This window comes from Dethiothermospora halolimnae, from assembly GCF_037577855.1.
Taxonomy (GTDB): Bacteria; Bacillota; Clostridia; order Tissierellales; family VENL01; genus Dethiothermospora; species Dethiothermospora halolimnae.
The window spans coordinates 22,999-41,050 of sequence record NZ_JBAKFX010000037.1 but is presented as its reverse complement, the minus strand read 5'-3'; the positions used below and the strand labels follow the sequence as shown (position 1 = coordinate 41,050).

The 18,052-nt window shown below is 30.7% G+C and carries 17 protein-coding genes and 2 riboswitches; all 17 genes read left to right on the top strand.

Features of this window, described 5'->3' with window-relative positions; translation table 11 throughout:
* Window positions 1-217: 217 nt before the first annotated feature.
* The 17 genes from V6137_RS14035 to trxA all read left to right on the top strand — a co-directional run bounded on the left by V6137_RS14035 (window position 218) and on the right by trxA (window position 17,962).
* A complete protein-coding gene (locus V6137_RS14035) occupies window positions 218-499 on the top strand; it encodes a DUF503 domain-containing protein (protein ID WP_425448578.1) in 282 nt (93 codons plus the stop codon).
* Between the two features lie 260 nt (window positions 500-759).
* Window positions 760-1,407, top strand: a complete 648-nt coding sequence (gene nth / locus V6137_RS14030; protein WP_425448577.1) for an endonuclease III — start codon at window positions 760-762, stop codon at window positions 1,405-1,407.
* Between the two features lie 99 nt (window positions 1,408-1,506).
* Complete coding sequence (locus tag V6137_RS14025; protein WP_425448576.1) at window positions 1,507-3,501, top strand: cell division protein FtsA; 1,995 nt, start codon at window positions 1,507-1,509, stop codon at window positions 3,499-3,501.
* Window positions 3,502-3,692: 191 nt separating this feature from the next.
* Complete coding sequence (locus V6137_RS14020) at window positions 3,693-5,051, top strand: VanW family protein (RefSeq protein WP_425448575.1); 1,359 nt, start codon at window positions 3,693-3,695, stop codon at window positions 5,049-5,051.
* Window positions 5,052-5,207: 156 nt separating this feature from the next.
* Entirely contained in the window at window positions 5,208-5,870 is a 663-nt protein-coding gene (locus V6137_RS14015) for a DUF2225 domain-containing protein (protein ID WP_425448574.1), read from the top strand.
* A gap of 416 nt (window positions 5,871-6,286) precedes the next feature.
* Window positions 6,287-7,609 (top strand): nucleobase:cation symporter-2 family protein, encoded by a 1,323-nt coding sequence (locus V6137_RS14010; protein WP_425448573.1) that lies wholly within the window; start codon window positions 6,287-6,289, stop codon window positions 7,607-7,609.
* A gap of 300 nt (window positions 7,610-7,909) precedes the next feature.
* Window positions 7,910-9,214, top strand: a complete 1,305-nt coding sequence (locus V6137_RS14005) for a lipase family alpha/beta hydrolase (protein ID WP_425448572.1) — start codon at window positions 7,910-7,912, stop codon at window positions 9,212-9,214.
* Window positions 9,215-9,256: 42 nt separating this feature from the next.
* Window positions 9,257-9,437, top strand: a riboswitch (cobalamin riboswitch).
* Window positions 9,438-9,528: 91 nt separating this feature from the next.
* On the top strand, window positions 9,529-10,509 hold the full coding sequence (locus tag V6137_RS14000; RefSeq protein WP_425448571.1) for an ABC transporter substrate-binding protein: 981 nt from the start codon (window positions 9,529-9,531) through the stop codon (window positions 10,507-10,509).
* 17 nt (window positions 10,510-10,526) lie between these two features.
* Window positions 10,527-11,405: a FecCD family ABC transporter permease gene (locus V6137_RS13995; RefSeq protein ID WP_425448570.1), complete on the top strand. Its 879-nt coding sequence runs from the start codon at window positions 10,527-10,529 to the stop codon at window positions 11,403-11,405.
* Complete coding sequence (locus tag V6137_RS13990; RefSeq protein WP_425448569.1) at window positions 11,396-11,731, top strand: DUF362 domain-containing protein; 336 nt, start codon at window positions 11,396-11,398, stop codon at window positions 11,729-11,731. The genes V6137_RS13995 and V6137_RS13990 overlap by 10 nt, the downstream gene beginning before the upstream one ends.
* 60 nt (window positions 11,732-11,791) lie before the next feature.
* The gene (locus V6137_RS13985; protein ID WP_425448568.1) at window positions 11,792-12,259 is read left to right on the top strand and encodes a chemotaxis protein CheX; all 468 of its coding nucleotides are present in this window, start codon (window positions 11,792-11,794) and stop codon (window positions 12,257-12,259) included.
* 18 nt (window positions 12,260-12,277) lie between these two features.
* A complete protein-coding gene (gene trmL, locus V6137_RS13980; RefSeq protein ID WP_425448567.1) occupies window positions 12,278-12,748 on the top strand; it encodes a tRNA (uridine(34)/cytosine(34)/5-carboxymethylaminomethyluridine(34)-2'-O)-methyltransferase TrmL in 471 nt (156 codons plus the stop codon).
* A gap of 172 nt (window positions 12,749-12,920) precedes the next feature.
* Window positions 12,921-14,528 (top strand): Na/Pi cotransporter family protein, encoded by a 1,608-nt coding sequence (locus tag V6137_RS13975; protein ID WP_425448566.1) that lies wholly within the window; start codon window positions 12,921-12,923, stop codon window positions 14,526-14,528.
* A gap of 216 nt (window positions 14,529-14,744) precedes the next feature.
* Window positions 14,745-15,605 (top strand): DegV family protein, encoded by an 861-nt coding sequence (locus V6137_RS13970; RefSeq protein WP_425448565.1) that lies wholly within the window; start codon window positions 14,745-14,747, stop codon window positions 15,603-15,605.
* A 160-nt stretch (window positions 15,606-15,765) separates the two neighbouring features.
* Window positions 15,766-15,869, top strand: a riboswitch (glycine riboswitch).
* A 169-nt stretch (window positions 15,870-16,038) separates the two neighbouring features.
* Entirely contained in the window at window positions 16,039-16,410 is a 372-nt protein-coding gene (locus V6137_RS13965) for a GrdX family protein (RefSeq protein ID WP_425448581.1), read from the top strand.
* A gap of 257 nt (window positions 16,411-16,667) precedes the next feature.
* Window positions 16,668-17,612 (top strand): thioredoxin-disulfide reductase, encoded by a 945-nt coding sequence (trxB, locus tag V6137_RS13960; protein WP_425448564.1) that lies wholly within the window; start codon window positions 16,668-16,670, stop codon window positions 17,610-17,612.
* A 32-nt stretch (window positions 17,613-17,644) separates the two neighbouring features.
* Window positions 17,645-17,962, top strand: a complete 318-nt coding sequence (gene trxA / locus V6137_RS13955; RefSeq protein WP_425448563.1) for a thioredoxin TrxA — start codon at window positions 17,645-17,647, stop codon at window positions 17,960-17,962.
* The last annotated feature ends 90 nt before the right edge of the window (window positions 17,963-18,052 follow it).

Below are 18,052 nucleotides of genomic sequence, written 5' to 3'. Positions count from 1 at the left end.
AGAAATAATTTTCTTGTCAAAAAATAGAAAATGCTTAAAAACTTACTTCTAGTTAAAATTAAGTTCTTAAGCATTTTTCTTTATTTGTGGTCTGGCGAGTTAAAATTTGCTATTTTCCGACAGCCCCTTTAAGGTTTTAATTTACAATTGATAATTTAAAATTTACAATTCAAAATTGGCTATGATTTTCAGCCAATTTTGCCACGGGGTGATAAATATGATAATTGGTGCTTGCACATTGGAATTAATGATTTATGAAACAAATTCATTAAAGGAAAAGAGACATGTAATAAAAAGTATAATAGAACGAATAAAATCTAGATTTAATGTATCTATAGCAGAGGTGGATTTTAATGATAAGTGGAGAAAAGCATTAATAGGAATATCCTGTGTAACTAATAACAGCAAACATGCTGACCAGATGATTGGAAAGGTTATAAAGTTTATAGAAAGGGATAGTAGGGTGGAAATAGTCGATTATAATATTGAAATATTATAAATATGTTATTGGTCTTTCTATTTGGAGAATATAAAAAAGTTGACGATTGACAATTGACAGTGGACAATTAAGGAAAAAAATCGGCTAAAGCCGATTTAAATATAATATTTTACGAACAAAGTGAGTAAAATCACCTTAAATTGTCAATTGTCAACTCTCCATTGTCAATTAAAATAAGTGTTTATAGATATAAATTTGGGATATTATATATTATAGTTTAAATTTAAAGATATAAATTCACTATAACTAGGAGTGATTAAGTGAAAAAAAAACTTAATAAAAAAGAGATAAATGAGGTTTTAAATATTTTAGAAGATACTTTTCCCGATGCAACTACGGAATTAAATCATTCTAATCCCTTTGAACTGTTAATTGCAACAATATTATCGGCTCAGTGTACAGATGTTAGGGTAAATAAAATAACCAAGGAGCTATTTAAAAAATACAAGACACCGAAGGACTTTTTAAACCTTAGTCAACAACAGCTGGGTGAATTAATCAGAAGTTGTGGTTTCTATAGAAATAAAAGTAAAAATATTTTGGGAGCCTGTGATATATTGGTTCATGATTATAATAGTAAGGTTCCAGAAACTAGAGAAGAACTTATAAAGTTACCGGGAGTAGGTAGAAAAACCGCCAATGTGGTTATAAGTAATGCCTTTGGCAAAGATGCTATAGCTGTTGACACCCACGTGTTTAGAGTTTCAAATAGAATAGGATTAGCTTCAAGTGATAATGTTAAAGATACTGAGAAGGACCTAATGAAAAATATAGATAAAGAAAAATGGTCTGATGCCCATCATTGGTTGATTTTTCATGGTAGAAGAATATGTAAAGCCAGAAAACCTAATTGTGAAGTTTGTCCATTAACGAAGTATTGCATATATTATAAAAAGAATAAAAAATAGATATTTACATAGTCTATTTTTATATTTGTAAAAAAAGAAGGAGAAATGACAACTTATGAAGAATAGTTTTAGTGGATAACTTTAAGAAGAGGTGTTCTAATGGAACTAGATAATAATTTGAACTTAGAAAATAAAAATATAATTTTTTCTTTAGATATTGGAACAAGGACTGTTATTGGCTTAGTGGGTGAATACAGGGATGATTGCTTTAAAATATTAGCTACTGAGATGATGGAACATGATAAACGGGTAATGTATGATGGACAAATTCATGATATCAAAGGAGTAGTTGATATAGTAGAGAAGGTAAAGTTAAAACTTGAAGAGAAGCTAGAGATAAAATTAGATAAAGTAGCTATTGCTGCAGCCGGTAGAGCTTTAAAGACATATAAAGTTAGGGTTGATAGGGATATTGATATTACCCAGGAAATTAGCAAACAAATAATTGAAAGTTTGGAAATGGAGGCAATCCAAAAAGCTCAACAGACTTTAGAAGAAAATAAAGACTATAATGATAAGTATTATTGTGTTGGATATACTGTTATAAACTATTATTTAGATGATAACTTTATGGAGAATCTAGAAGGACATAAGGGCAACAAAATAGGAACCGATGTATTGGCTACTTTTTTACCTAATATTGTCGTGGATAGTCTCTATACTGTAATGAGCAAAGTTGGACTTGAAGTTATTAATTTAACCTTAGAGCCTATTGCGGCGATTAATGTAGCTATAAAGAAGAATATGCGTCTTTTAAATTTAGCCCTTGTGGATATTGGTGCTGGAACATCAGATATAGCCATAACTAAAGATGGCTCCATAGTTGCCTATGCTATGGCTTCCATTGCAGGAGATGAAATAACTGAAAAAATTTCTAAATCTTATTTATTAGACTATGATTCAGCAGAAAGACTTAAAGTAGAACTGAATAGACAAGAAAATCATAAATTCAATGATATAGTAGGAATAGAGCATAATATGAATACCAGTGAGATTATTGGAAACATAGGTGATGCAATAGATAATTTAGCTAAAGAGATATCGGAAAACATTATAGCCTATAATGGAAAATCTCCCAGTGCTGTGTTTTTGATTGGTGGTGGGAGTCAAATACCAACTATAACTTCTAGAATAGCCGAATACTTAGAATTACCTGAAGAAAGGGTGGTGATAAGGGACACATCTATTATTGACGATGTAAATGGGGTTTCGGAAGATTTAGAAGGTCCCAATGGTATAACACCAATTGGGATTGCAATAACTGCTCTAAATAGTAAAGAAAAGGATTTTCTTGAAATAAAGGTTAATGGAAAGAAAATTAAATTATTTAACTCTAAGGAGATCAAAGTTTCTGATGCCCTGGTTTTAGTTGGATATAACCCTAGAAAGCTTATACCTAGTAGAGGTGAAGATTTTATATATTATATTAATGGGGAGACTAAGATTAAAAAAGGAAGCTTTGGGGAACCGGCCAAAATATATGTTAATAATAAGTTAGAGAATTTAGAATATAAACTTAAAAATAACGATATAGTACTAATTGATGAGGCCAAAGAAGGGGAAAAGATCGTACCAAAGTTGTTTGAATGTTTAAATATGGATAAATCTGTTAAGTTAGCAGGGACTAAAGTTAACTTGATTACTGATATAAAGGTTAATGGTAATATTATAAAAGATAATATTACCATTAAAGAGAAGGATAGAATAGAAGTTAATGAAATTAAAAGTGTAGATGAACTATTTAAAAGCCAAGGTTTAGACCAACAGGATTATAACGTATATATAAATGATGAAAAAATAAATAGTAATATACTAATCAGTGACGGTGATACAATAGAATACTATAATAAATCTTATATTAGGAAAAGTAATAACAATACTAATGGCAAAACTATCACACTAAAGATAAATGGAGAAGAAAAGATAATAAACTATAATAAAAAAGAGTTTATCTTTGTAGATGTTTTCGATCACATAGACTTTGATTTATCGAAACCTAATGGCATATTGGTTCTTAAAGTAAATGGGGAGAAAGCAGAATATGTTAGAAAACTTAATGATGGAGATAATTTAGAGATATATTGGAATAAGTAGATATATGTATACAAACCAGATAAAATAGCTATACTATGTAATTACATAGTATAGCTATTTTATTTGGTCTAGATATATTTGTGATTTCTAAATTAATATTACTCATATTTGATTAAACAGTTAAATAATATTTTATAAAGAAGGTATTTATACTATTTAATGACTAATAATATATTATTAAGGGGTGAATTATGTTATTATTAAATAAGAAGAACATGATTAGAATTGTTGTTTCTACAGTTATTTTAATAATATTAGTTAGTATAATATTTTTTTATTTTACTTTAAATAAGACCACTATATATGACGGTGTCTATATAAACAATGTCTCAGTGGGAGGCTATAATGGTACTGAAGTTATTAAAATATTAGAAAATTATTTTTCTAAGGCTTTAAATAGTACATATATTAAACTAAAATACAGTAGTTATGAATACAAGTTAATGTTTAACGAAATAGAGGGTACTTATAATTATCATGAAGCGGTAAATGAAGCTTTAAATGTTGGTAGAAAAGGAAGTATATTTATGAGGTTAAAAGAAATATATACTATAAAAAAAGGAAAAAGAAATATAGTAATGAAGCTATCCTTTAATAAGAAAAAAATTAATAATGTAATTGATAAAATTAATAGGGATATAGGTACTGAAAGTAAAAGGGCCAAGATAGAACTTAAAAATGGTAGATTCTTAATAACTCCAGAGGTAATTGGTATAGAAGTAGATAAGAATTCATTGATGAGAGAGATATATATTGGATTAAATAATAAAACCGATATTAATATACCAGTAATAAAAGATATACCTAAATTAACTAAAAAAGAATTAGAAAAAGTAAAATACAAATTGAGTTCCTATACTACATTTTTTAAGACTAGTAGTCTAGGTAGAGTTAATAATATACAAATTTCTGCTAAAAAGATTAATGGTACAGTCTTAAGTCCTAAGGAAGTATTTTCCTTAAATAAAGCTACTGGGATTAGAAATAAAGACACAGGATATATGGAGTCTAAAATAATATTAGACGGAGATTTTGTAGATGGTGTCGGAGGTGGAGTGTGCCAATTATCTACAACCCTATATAATACAGTATTATTATCAGAACTTGAAGTTGTGGAGAGACATCATCATTCTCTTCCTGTTAAGTATGTTCCAAAAGGCCTGGATGCTGCTGTGGCATATGACTATTTAGATTTTAAGTTTAAAAATAATTATGAGTTTCCCATATACTTAGATGTAAAATCAAAAAATAGACAATTAACTATTACTATTTATGGAGGCAAGATAACAGATAATAGGGTTATAAAATTTCAATCAATTACTGAAGAAGTTATTAAACCTGAAGTTGAAGAAAAGGTTGATGAAACATTAAAACCTGAAGAGATAAAGATTATTCAGCAAGGTAGATATGGGTATAAGGTTAAGGTTTATAAAAATATATTTGTGGATGGGGAAAAAGTAGATAGTAGGATTATAACAGAGGATTTTTATAAACCTGTAAAACATATTATAAAAAAAGGCGCAGGGGTAGAAAATATAACCTTTGAATGAATTAAAAGCAAGATATTAGGGCTGAAAACTCCCTGTTCTCTGCACAGAACACAGAAGCACCGACAGCGCCTTTGTTTCTGTTTTCCACAAATATAATTTGTAAATAGATATATTATTTTTAATGATTTATATAAAGATAACGTAGGAGGAGGTAGAATGGAGGAACTATATGAAAAGAAGGTTGATTGTCCTGTATGCAATGAAAAATTTAAAACGACTAAAGTAAAGAGGTCAAAGCTTAGAGTTGAAAAAAGAGATAGTGATTTTTTTACTCATTATAAGTGTGAGAATCCCGTAAAATATGATGTTTTTGTTTGCCCTAATTGTGGATATTCAGCCCTTGAATCTAAATTTGAAGAAGTAAAACCTAAAGATAAAGAATTAATAAAAAAAGAGATAACTTCTAAATGGAAAAAAAGAGAATTTAACGGAGTGAGAAGTGTTGATGATGCTATTGAATGTTATTTAATAGCATTATGTAATTGTCAAATATTAAATAGTAAGAAATTAGATATAGGGAATGTTTCTTTAAGAACCGCTTGGTTATATAGAATGAAAGAAGACATAAAAGAAGATAGGTTTTTAAAAATCGCATTGGATTCATATGAGGAAGCTTATATGAAGGAGTCTTTAGCTAGTACTAATATGGATCAAATAACATTAGGATATCTTGTGGGAGAATTATATAGAAAACTTGGTGATAATGATAAAGCTGTATCTTGGTTTGGAAATGTAGTTTCAGACCCTCTTATAAAAACGAAACCTAATATTGAAAAGATGGCTAGAGAACAATGGAATAATATTAGAGAAAATAAATAATTTATAAATTAATGCTATTTTATAGAGATTATATAATAAATAATTTACATATAAAAAGTTTACAATTTAACTTTTCCTTGAATTGTAAACTTTTTATATGTAAGCGTTTTCTTAAGATGAAAAACATATTTTTTTATATTAAAATATTACAAAAAAAACAAAAAATATTTCTATAATATGGAAATTAAAACGGTGAACAGTTTTGACAAACAACGACATAAAAAATATAATTATAACAAATTATTAATAAATTATTATTTTCCCTTTAGTTTAGAAGTTAGAAAATTAGCAAAACTATTGTATTAATATTACAAAGGGAAATAAAAATTAAAGAAGAAAATGATAATTAGAGTTATCATTTAATAAATAGTAGCTGTATATTCAGACTAGGGCTACTTAAAAAAGGAGGGGCAATTGTGGAAACAGTTAATTCAAACACCAAAGCACAAACCAATAGTGAATTAAGGTACAAAATCAATGATAAGCCACCTATTAAGATGGCTATACCATTGGCACTGCAGAATATATTTGCAGCATTTAGTGGGATAGTAGCGGTACCCTTAGTAGTAGGAAATGCCATAGGACTGCCAATGGAACAAATGGCTTTTTTTGTTAATGCCACTTTATTTATGGCAGGTCTAGCTACATTTATTCAAGCCTATGGGATTGGACCTATAGGATCTAGACTTCCTTGTATAATGGGAACAGACTTTACATTTGCAGGACCTTCAATAGCGGTTGGGTCAACAATGGGATTACCGGGAATATTCGGTGCAACTTTATTAGGATCATTTGTAGAAATAATATTGAGTAGATTTATTAAACCTCTTATGAAGATTTTTCCGCCAGTTGTTACAGGTACGGTTGTTTCATTGATAGGTTTAACTTTATTACCGGTTTCAATCGATTGGGCTGCAGGAGGACAAGTAGGAGCAGAGGGGTATGCAAGTTTAGAAAACCTTTTCTTAGCAGGGATTGTAATGATAATAATTATACTATTTAATCAATATGGAAAAGGTTTTCTCAGTGCAGGAGCTATATTATTAGGTATTATAGCAGGTTATATTATATCTATTCCTATGGGAATGCTTGATATTACTCCAGTTAAAGATGCTGCTTGGATAGCTTTTCCTACACCTTTTAAATATGGTATAGATTTTAGCTGGACAGCATTATTGGCATTTATTCCCGCATATTTAGTTACTACAGTGGAAAGTATAGGGGATTTAATGGCAGTTGGAGAAGCTAGTAACCACAAAATCACCCATGATGAGTTGGCAGGAGGACTATTGGCAGATGGTACTGGAAGTTTTTTAGCTGGTATTTTTAATGCAGGACCTAACACATCATTTAGTCAAAATGTTGGTATAATCCCTATAACAGGGGTTGCAAGTAGATTTGTTGTTGTTATTGCAGGTATTATCTTAATGTTGTCTGGTATTTTTCCAAAACTAGGAGCATTAGTTTCAATAATGCCGGATCCGGTATTAGGTGGAGCTGGAATAATGATGTTTGGTATGATAGCAGTAGGTGGAATTAAGACTTTAAAAAAAGTAAGGTTTACAAGGAGAAACAGTTTGGTTATTGCTATTTCTATGGGATTAGGACTAGCAGTTGCATTTAGACCAGAATTACTAAATAATTTCCACGAAAAATTAGCAATCATATTCCATTCAGGAATAACCACAGGTACTTTGGCGGCAATAGTACTAAACTTAATATTACCTAAAGATAAGTAAAAAATGGCCCTAGGGCCGTTTTTTTTAGTTAATAGATAATAGTTAACAATTAATAGTTAATAGATATGGTTATTTCACTCCCTACGGTCGTAAAATTTTATTCTGATAGTGACTGATGAAATTTATTGGGAACTACGTGGTTTTTTGAATTCTTAGTTATTAGAGGAAGTGTAATTCTATAACTTATGTAAAACCACAAATATTTTGTTGTTGGGGGATTCGTAATCCCACAACTATTTTTTTATCAACTTTTATATTTATAAATCATAATATAAATATAAAAGTAGTGGAGTGATAAATATGATGAATTATAATATACAAACAAATAAAAAGCTTCCGTTAGTATTTATACCTGGTATATTTGGTTCCTTGGGAGATGATATTATCCCAGGAACAGGAGAGTTTAGTTTTGGACCAGCTAGCTATATATACGATCCTTTTATTAAAAGTTTAGAGGGGATGGGATATAAGAAAGAGGTAGATTTATTTGTAGTACATTATGACTGGAGAAAAGGGAATTATTATAGTGGGACAAACTATCTTATACCAGAGCTAAATAGAATTAAGCAGATATATAAAACTAATAAGGTAAATATTGTATGTCATAGCATGGGAGGGTTGGTGGCTAGAGCTTATATACAAAGTGACTTGTACAATTACGATATTAATAAATTAATAATGATTGGTACTCCCAATGCTGGGACGGTGAAGGCCTACTATTTTTGGGAAGGTGGAGAATTGCCCTATGATAAAGTCAATGGGAATGTATTTTTCAAAGTACTTTGGGAAGGATTTGTATGGATTTTTAAAAAGGTATATAAGGAAAAACAGGATATTAATTTTTTGAAAAAGTTTTTTCCTGTAGCAAAAGAATTATTACCAAGTAGAGAATATGGAGAATATCTATTTTATAAGGATGATAAGGACTTTATTCAGTTTATATCCCATGATAGAATACAAGAAAAAAATAGTTTTCTTAATCACTTGAATTCTAGTGTTGATAAACTTTACAGTAGAATAGGAGATATCCATATAATAGTAGGTAAGGGTATTGAGACTTCAAGGTTTATATGTGTAAATAAAGTAGATAGTGACAAGGAACTGTGGATAGATGGTAAACCGGGATATGTTATAACAAGTCCCCGTGGTGATGGAACAGTGATTAGTAGTAGTGTTGCATCTATATTTGGGAGAAAACTATTTATAAATGGAGACCATGGAGATATCTTACTTAAATCTGTTGATAAAATAAAAGATATATTAAATATAAAAACTATTTCTAGAAGACAACAAAGTTTTAAAAATAAAGTTTTATATAGTATAATAGCTAGAGACGTCAAAAACATAGAAATACATAAGATAAATAAAAAAATATCTATTAATAATAAATGGGAAGATAATTATAAAGGACTGACGGTAATAAAAGTTGGGGAAAATTCCTATTGGCTTATTATTGATTATAATTATTTTAATAAATCAACAATAAGATTTGATTCAATTAAAACTATGTATAGTGAAATAATTATTTTAAAAGGGGAAAAGAACAAGGGAGTAAAGAAGGTATCTGAAGTAAATACAAAGGACTATTATGAACTTAGTTTATAATAATCTTGAATAATCAAATTGTATCTGTTATTATTTTATATGAGTATAATAAAAAAGTTAGGTGTTTCATAAAGAAACTTAAAAGGGAAAGTAGTGAAAATCTACTACAGCCCCCGCTACTGTAAGTGAGGATGAAACCAACATATGCCACTGGGGAACCGGGAAGGCGTTGGAAGTAATATGATTCACAAGTCAGGATATCTGCCTAACAAATTGGTCTCGGAGGGAGGGTATATACTTATATATCCTAGCATAATAATAGCTAGGTATTTTTATGTTTAATAAGCTATAATAAAAAACGGAGGAGGATATATATGAAAGTGAGAGGTAAAAAGATTATATCTGTGCTTATGGTATTATTATTAACTATGACAGTGTTATCAGGCTGTATAAGGGTGAAGGATGAATATAAAGATAATGACAGTAAAGAAGAACAAAATACAAATGATACAGTTGGATTCCATTATCCATTGACAGTTAAAGATGGATTTGACAATGAAGTAACATTTGAAAAAGCACCTAAAAGGATTGTATCTTTAGCACCAAATAATACTGAAATATTATTTGCACTGGGTCTTGGTAATAGAGTAGTGGGAGTTAGTAAGTATTCTGATTATCCAGAAGCAGCTAAAGATAAAGAGACTGTTGGTAGTTATAATAGCATGAATATAGAGAAAATTATAGAACTGAGTCCTGATTTAGTAGTTCAATATGGTGAAGGTAAAGAAAATATTAATAAGCAATTAAAGGCTGCAGGTATCAAGATACTAAACTATGAACCAGAGTCCATTAAAGAAGTTATGTCAACTATCGAATCTATAGGTCAAGTAACAAATACAATGAAAAAAGCTAAGGAAATCACGGTTGTTATGCAGGCTAAAATGGATTATATAGCATCTGAAGTGAAAGATGCTAAGAAACCAAAGGTGTTTTATGAAGTTTGGGGAGACCCGTTAAAGACCGCAGGACCAGGGTCTTTTATAGATGAAATTATTACTTTAGCAGGTGGAGAAAATATAGCTGGTGATGCATCTGGTTCCTACGCTGATTATTCAGTGGAGAAATTAGTAGAAAAAAATCCAGATATTTATATAGCACCAAATAGTCCTGGAAAAACAGTTGAATCTATAAAAAATAATGAGCAGTATAAAACATTAAATGCTGTAAAAAATGATAAAATATATCTTGTTGATCAGAATATTATTTCAAGAGCTGGTCCTAGAATAGTAGATGTCCTTGAAATGATTGCAAAAAAAATACATCCAGAATTATTTAAAGATACTACTAAAGAATAGACGAAGTAGGGATATTTATGAAAATCAACTTACAGAGAAGGGAAAGTTGGGTTTTTACTTTGTCTTCTCTGGTTATAATTTTATTAGTTAGTATAGCGGTATTTTCAACGATAGGAAGTGCAAATATAAATGTTTTAACCACTATAAAGATAGTTTTCTCTAAAATACCTATAATACAGAATTATATAGATATAGATAGCATTCCAAAATCATATCAGGCTATTATTTTTAATATAAGAATACCTAGAATATTGGTAGGTGTATTGGTGGGAGCAGCTCTTTCTAGTGTGGGGGCTGCTTTTCAAGGAATGTTTAAAAATCCCATGGCTGACCCCTACGTTATAGGGATATCTTCAGGAGCCGCTCTAGGAGCTACTTTGGTTATTATAACTGGAATTAACATAGTCCTATTTAATATATCAAGTATATCTATAGGGGCATTTTTAGGGGCTATGGTATCTACATTTATAGTTTATTTTGTATCTAAGGTAAAAAATAAGGTGCCAGTAACTACGTTACTTCTTTCAGGAATAGCTGTTGGACAATTTTTTACTGCTATCATGTCATTTCTTATGGTGATCCATAGTAATGACTTAAGCAAAATAATTTATTGGACATTGGGTAGTTTTTCGGGGAAAGGGTGGAATCAACTTTTAACTATTTTATTTCCTATTTGTATAGCCATAGGTCTATTAATCTTTTTATCAAGGGATTTAAATATAATGTTAACAGGGGAAGAATCGGCTAAAAATCTAGGGTTAAATGTAGAAAAGACAAAAATAGTTATATTAGTATTATGTTCATTTATAACTGCTATGGCAGTATCGGTTAGTGGCATAATAGGATTTGTTGGTCTTATAATTCCCCACATAGTAAGATTGAAAAAATGCCAATAGATTTAACCATAGTTAGTGCTGATAGGACGATGATAGGAACAGGGCCGTCTCTAGGGAAGTCTATAGAAAATAAAGGCTTAATAATTGCCGGTACAGATCCCATATCCACCGATACTGTTTCTGCAAGATTATTAGGTTTTTTACCCCAAGCTATTCATTATTTATATACACTACATAAAAAGAGGATAGGTGAAGGAGACTTGAAAAAAATAGAATTAAAGGGGATTGGTATCAAAAAGGCAGAAGAAGAATTTAGTATAAATACTTTTAATAAAAGAATAGTTTTAGATGACAAGGGGATAAAGAATATACATGGCAATAAATAGTCTTTTTCAACAAAATGTGATATAATTCTATTAAATTATGCTTACAGAAAGGATGATATAATGAAAGTAGAATATGTAAATCCATTTTTAACAGCAAGTAAAGATATACTAGTCCAAGTAGGGAATATAGCACTAGAGCAAAAGAAACCTTTTATGAGAAAAGATATAAGCCTAATTGATTCAATAGCAGTGGTCGTTGGAGTCACCGGGAATTTAAAAGGACAGATTGTTATTAATTTTACTGAAGAGACAGGAAAAAAATTAGCTTCTAATATGATGGGAGGTATGCCAGTGGCTACTTTAGATGAAATGGCTAAAAGTGCTATTTCTGAACTTGGAAATATGATTATGGGAAATGCCTCTACTAAATTGTTCGATATAGGCATTAAAACGGATATTACCCCGCCTAGTATCTTGGCGGGAAAAGAAATGGTATATTCAATTAAAGGGCAAGATATAATGTGTGTTCCATTTGAATTTGAAGAAGAGACAATTGAAATAAATATATCTGTAAAAGAAAATAAATAAAATGAAGGGGGTGCTATTATGTCTATAAATATAGTATTAGTTGAACCTGAAATACCACAAAATACTGGTAATATTGCTAGAACATGTGCTGCAACGGGAGCATCACTTCATCTAGTTAGACCTCTAGGTTTTTCTACAGACAACAAACATTTAAAGCGGGCAGGACTGGATTATTGGGACTTATTAGATATTCATTATCATGATAGTTTTGAAGAGTTATTGTTGAAGCATGACAAAGGTAGATTTTTTTATGCTACTACCAAAGGGAAGAAATCATATTCAGATATGGAATTCTCGGAAAATTGCTTTTTAGTGTTTGGAAAGGAAACCGCAGGATTGCCAGAGGACCTATTGATGGCTAATAGGGAAAGGAATATGAGGATTCCCATGCTTAATAGAGAGAGTGCTAGATCCCTTAACTTATCTAATTCCGTGGCAATAATTACATATGAGGCATTAAGACAGATTGGTTTTCCTGGGTTAAGATAGTTTTGTGAAAAACATCTAAAACAATAGATTTTATTTAACGTTTTCCTAACAAATTTATTTGTATATTTACAAATTTAACATGGATTTAACAAAACTCAGATGAATATGTTGTATCATATAATTTGTTACGTAATGGCAAATAATATATAACATATGAAATGGAGGTTAAAAAATGGAGGTAGCTTTTGGAGTATTAGGTGGACTAGGCCTATTTCTTTATGGAATGAATATAATGGGAACAGGTTTACAAAAAGTTGCAGGTGAGAGATTAAAGAATTTAATAGGAATTTTAACTAATAACAGGTTTATGGGGGTAATAGTAGGTGCCCTTGTAACAGCAATAGTACAAAGTAGTAGTGCCACAACCGTTATGGTTGTAGGTTTTGTAAATGCTGGAATTATGAAATTAACCCAAGCTATAGGAGTAATAATGGGTGCCAACATTGGTACTACTATTACTGGACAGCTTATAGCTTTTAAACTTACAGCAATAGCTCCAATTGTTGTTGCTATTGGTGTAGGTATCTTAATATTCTCATCAAAGAAAAAACATAAACAAATCGCAGAAGCACTAATTGGATTTGGTATACTCTTTGTTGGAATGGATCTTATGAAAGAATCTTTAGACCCATTAAAAGAATCAGAGGCATTTAATAATGCCCTTCATGGACTTAACAATCCATTAATAGGAATTTTAGTTGGTTTTGCTATGACAGTGCTTGTACAAAGCAGTAGTGCTTCAATGGGGGTATTATTGACTTTGGGCAGTCAGGGAATGATAACTATTGAGATGGCTTTACCTATTTTATATGGTGATAATATTGGTACATGTGTTACTGCCCTATTATCAAGTATAGGAGCGAGCAAAACAGCTAAAAGAGCTGCTGTAATGCATTTATTATTTAATCTTATAGGTACTGCTATATTTATGCTAGTTCTTAGGATACCTATTGAATGGGCAGTTCAAGAAATATCAAAAAATGATGTTTCTAGACAAATAGCTAATGCCCATACATTCTTTAATATAATTAACGTAGCTATATTAATTTGGTTTGCTCCATTAATAGTAAAAGCTGCCAAAAAACTTGTTCCGGGAGAAGATGAAGATACAAATGGACTTAAATATTTAGATGCAAGAATAATAGAAACACCATCAATTGCCGTGGGGCAAGCATCAAAAGAAGTTTTAAGAATGGGAAGATTGGTACAGGAGAATTTAAGGACTTCAATCAAAGCCTTCATAACTAAGGACGAAAAGTTAACCCATAAAGTCTTTAAAGAGGAAAAACGAATTAATCAGTTGGAAAGTGATATAACTGAATATCTTGTGCAGCTTTATAATGCACCATTAACCGACATGCAAAACTCTACAGTAACCACATTGTTCCATACTATAAATGACTTAGAACGTGTGGGGGACCATGCTGATAACTTAGCAGAGCTAGCACAATATAGAATAGACAATAAATTTTGGTTTACAGATAATGCTTTAGATGAGCTTCAGATTATGTTTGATAAGGTTGAACATTCCTTTAAGAATGCCCTTATAGCTTTTAAGAATGCAGATCCTAAAGTTGCTAAGAATGTTATTGCCAATGAACAAGATATTGACCTATTAGAAAAACAGTATAGGGCAAATCATATTGATAGACTAAATAAACAAAAATGTCATCCAAGTTCAGGTATTGTATTCTTAGATGTGATAAGTAACCTTGAGAGGGTTGCAGATCATTCATCTAATATATCAATATCAATACTTGATGCATTAGAAAATAAATAGTCCCTTTGGGGCTATTTTTATTTTACATACAATTCTCTGCACTCTGATCTTTGCACCCTGCACTAAACAAAGAAGCACCAAAGGTGCCTTTGTTTTTAAATACCGCTATTGTAGAAATCCCATTTAAAATATATAATGATATTACGTATTCTTTTACTAAATTAAATGCAATTATAATATACTTTATTATTAATTATGAATGAGGAGTGAAGAGCTGTGGGAAGGGTAAAAATAATAGCAGATAGTGTTTCTGATATACCTAAGAAATATATAGAAGATTTAGATATAGAAGTTGTACCCCTAACTATAAATTTTGAGGATGGTAGTTATAGAGATGGAATAGATATATCCACTGAAGAATTTTATAGGAAAATGGGATGTAGTGATAAACTACCTACTACATCCCAGGTTACTCCTAAGGAGTTTATAGATATATATAACAAATTTAAAGATGATTATGAACACATAATAGTATTAACTATTTCATCAGAAATGAGTGGAACATATCAATCGGCTATGATGGCAAAGAAGATTATAGGACTTGAAGATAGGATAACTGTAATTGATTCTAGGGGAATAACCTTAGGACAAGGTTTAATGGCTATAGAAGGAGCTAGAATGGCTAAAGTGGATGAAAATAAAGATGTAATAATAGATAGGCTTAAAGATATGGTTAATCATATGGACTATATATTTGTAGTGGATACTCTGGAGAATCTTAAAAAAGGTGGAAGGCTTTCGGTTACTAAGGCATTTATAGGTGAGAAACTGAAGATTAAGCCAGTACTTAATATAGAGAATGGAAAATTAACCTTAAAGGATAAGATACGGGGGAGAAAGAAGGTTATTAAATGGGTTATAAAGAAAATAAAGAAGATGGATATGGATTTTAAAGATATGACCATTGGGGTAAATCATACTGAAGCTGAGGAATTTGCCATGGAACTTAAAGAGTCTTTAGAAAAAGAATTAAAGCCAAAGGAGATAATATTTGGAAAGGTAGGGGCAACGGTGGGAACCCATGCTGGAATTGGAGCCATAGCTGTATATTTTGAAAATTCGTTGAAAAAGGCTTAATAACCGGTTTTTATGGGTTAGTGAAAACAACGAATATTATGAAAATTAATTATAGATAAAAAAAATGTAAAATAGTATTGTATTAAAAAACTTTATATATTATAATATGGGTGAGCAGGAAAACTTGATTATTGTTTAACAATTAAATAATAGTATCTGGATGATGAATGCGGAAGAGACCGAAGGTTTAGGCGCCGAAGGAGTAAGTCAATTGGCTTGCCACTGAATGATGAAACTCTCAGGCAAAAGGACCGCATTTTGACAGTTCTCTGGGAAGCTTATTGCACCGAAGGAGCAATTCTTATATATAAGAAGAATCTCTCAGGTTAGGAACAGGGGGACGTGGCATATAACTAACAATATGTATACGTTTGTCTGTTTTTTTGTTGTCAAAAAATAGTTAAATCATTAAGGGGTGGACTCTTTGAGAAATATGATAATAACTAACAATCCGTTAGTTGAAACTAAATTTAAAGACACAGTAAAGGTAAAATTCTTTGACACCAAGTACATAGATATTTTGGTAAAAGTGAGGGATTTAGTCCATGTTGGACACAAGTTGTTGTCCCATCCCCTTTCTGGGAGTGTAAAACCTAATGAGACTCCTTATAAATCTATTTTAATAAGTGAAGAAAAGGGTAAAATGGATATGAAATCTATAATGGTCATAGAAGATAGCTTAAATACTGCGAAAAAGTTTTTGAAAGATAAAGAGACACCTAAGTGGGATGATAAGATTCTTGATGATTTTCAGGTTATAGATTTATCATTAATTGAAAATACTTTAGAGAATATTAACTTTTAAACTGGGTATAAATATAGATAATTGTGGGTAGATTTTAAACTATGGATTATTTAAAAAAACTTTTTGTAGAAAATTAATATAAAATGTAGATTAGATTATATGATAGTATATGGATGGTCCTAGTTGGACACTACATAGAAAAGGTTTTACTAAAGTAATAGTACTGTGAGAATTTCAATAATCCATACTTTAATTATTTTGCTAGGTATTAAATTAAATATATTTAGTTAAAAATAAATAAATAAGGAGTGAGGGAAATGTCAAATATTTATGACGTGGTTATAATTGGTACAGGACCTGCTGGTCTAGCTGCTGGTTTATATGCATCAAGGGCTAACCTTAAAACTATTATTCTTGAAAAAGAAAAGGCTGGCGGACAAATAGTGACAACTGAGGAAGTAGCTAATTATCCAGGATCAATTGCTGATGCAAGTGGACCATCGCTTATTGCAAGAATGGTTGAACAAGCAGAAGAGTTTGGTGCTGAAAGAAAATTAGACGAAGTTAAAGAGATAGACTTCAGTGACAAGATAAAGGTTATAAAAGGTGAAAAAGAAGAATATAAAGCAAAATCAGTAATAGTAGCTACAGGTGCTAAACCAAGGTTACTTGGTGCTCCAGGTGAAAAAGAACTAACTGGTAAGGGTGTATCTTATTGTGCTACTTGTGATGGTGCTTTCTTTGAAGACCTAGAGGTTTATGTAGTAGGAGGAGGAGATTCAGCAGTTGAAGAGGCTATGTTCTTAACTAAGTTTGCAAGAAAGGTTACTATAGTTCATAGAAGAGATAAGTTAAAGGCTGCTAAGTCAATTCAAGAAAAGGCATTCAAAAATGATAAGATAGATTTCATATGGAATTCAGAGGTTAAAGACTTAAAAGGTGACGGAATATTAGAAGCTATGACTTTAAGAAATAGAGAAACAGGAGAAGAAACAGAAATAGTAGCTAGTGAAGATGATGGAACATTTGGAGTATTTGTTTTTATAGGTTATTTACCACAAACTAGTTTATTTGAAAATGTTATAGACATGGAACGTGGTTACATCAAAACTGATGATAACATGAAAACAAATGTTGATGGAGTGTTTGCAGCTGGTGACTGTAGAGTTAAGTCACTAAGACAGGTTGTAACTGCCACTGCAGATGGTGCTATTGCAGCTGTTCAAGCTGAAAAATACATTGAAAATAATTTTGAAGAATAATATTTCTTAATAAAATATAGGAGGGGATTTTAATGTTAGTAGTTGATAAAAAATCTTTTGAGGAAGAAGTGTTAAATGCTGAAGGGTACATTTTAGTAGACTTTTGGAGTGATGGTTGTGAGCCATGTAAGGCTTTAATGCCACATATAGAAGCACTAGAAGAACAATATGGTGATCAGATGAAGTTTGTAAAACTTAATACTACAAAGGCAAGAAGACTTGCTATTAAGCAAAAAATCTTAGGATTACCAGTTATCGCTATTTACAAAGATGGCGAAAAAGTTGATGAAAGAGTTAAAGAAGAAGCAACAAAAGATAGTGTTGAGGAAATGATTAAGAAGTACTTATAATAATAAGGTATAAATTCTAGCAATAGTCTAGAGTTAATATATACATATGTGTGATACATATGTATCGCACATATATTTAAAATACACATA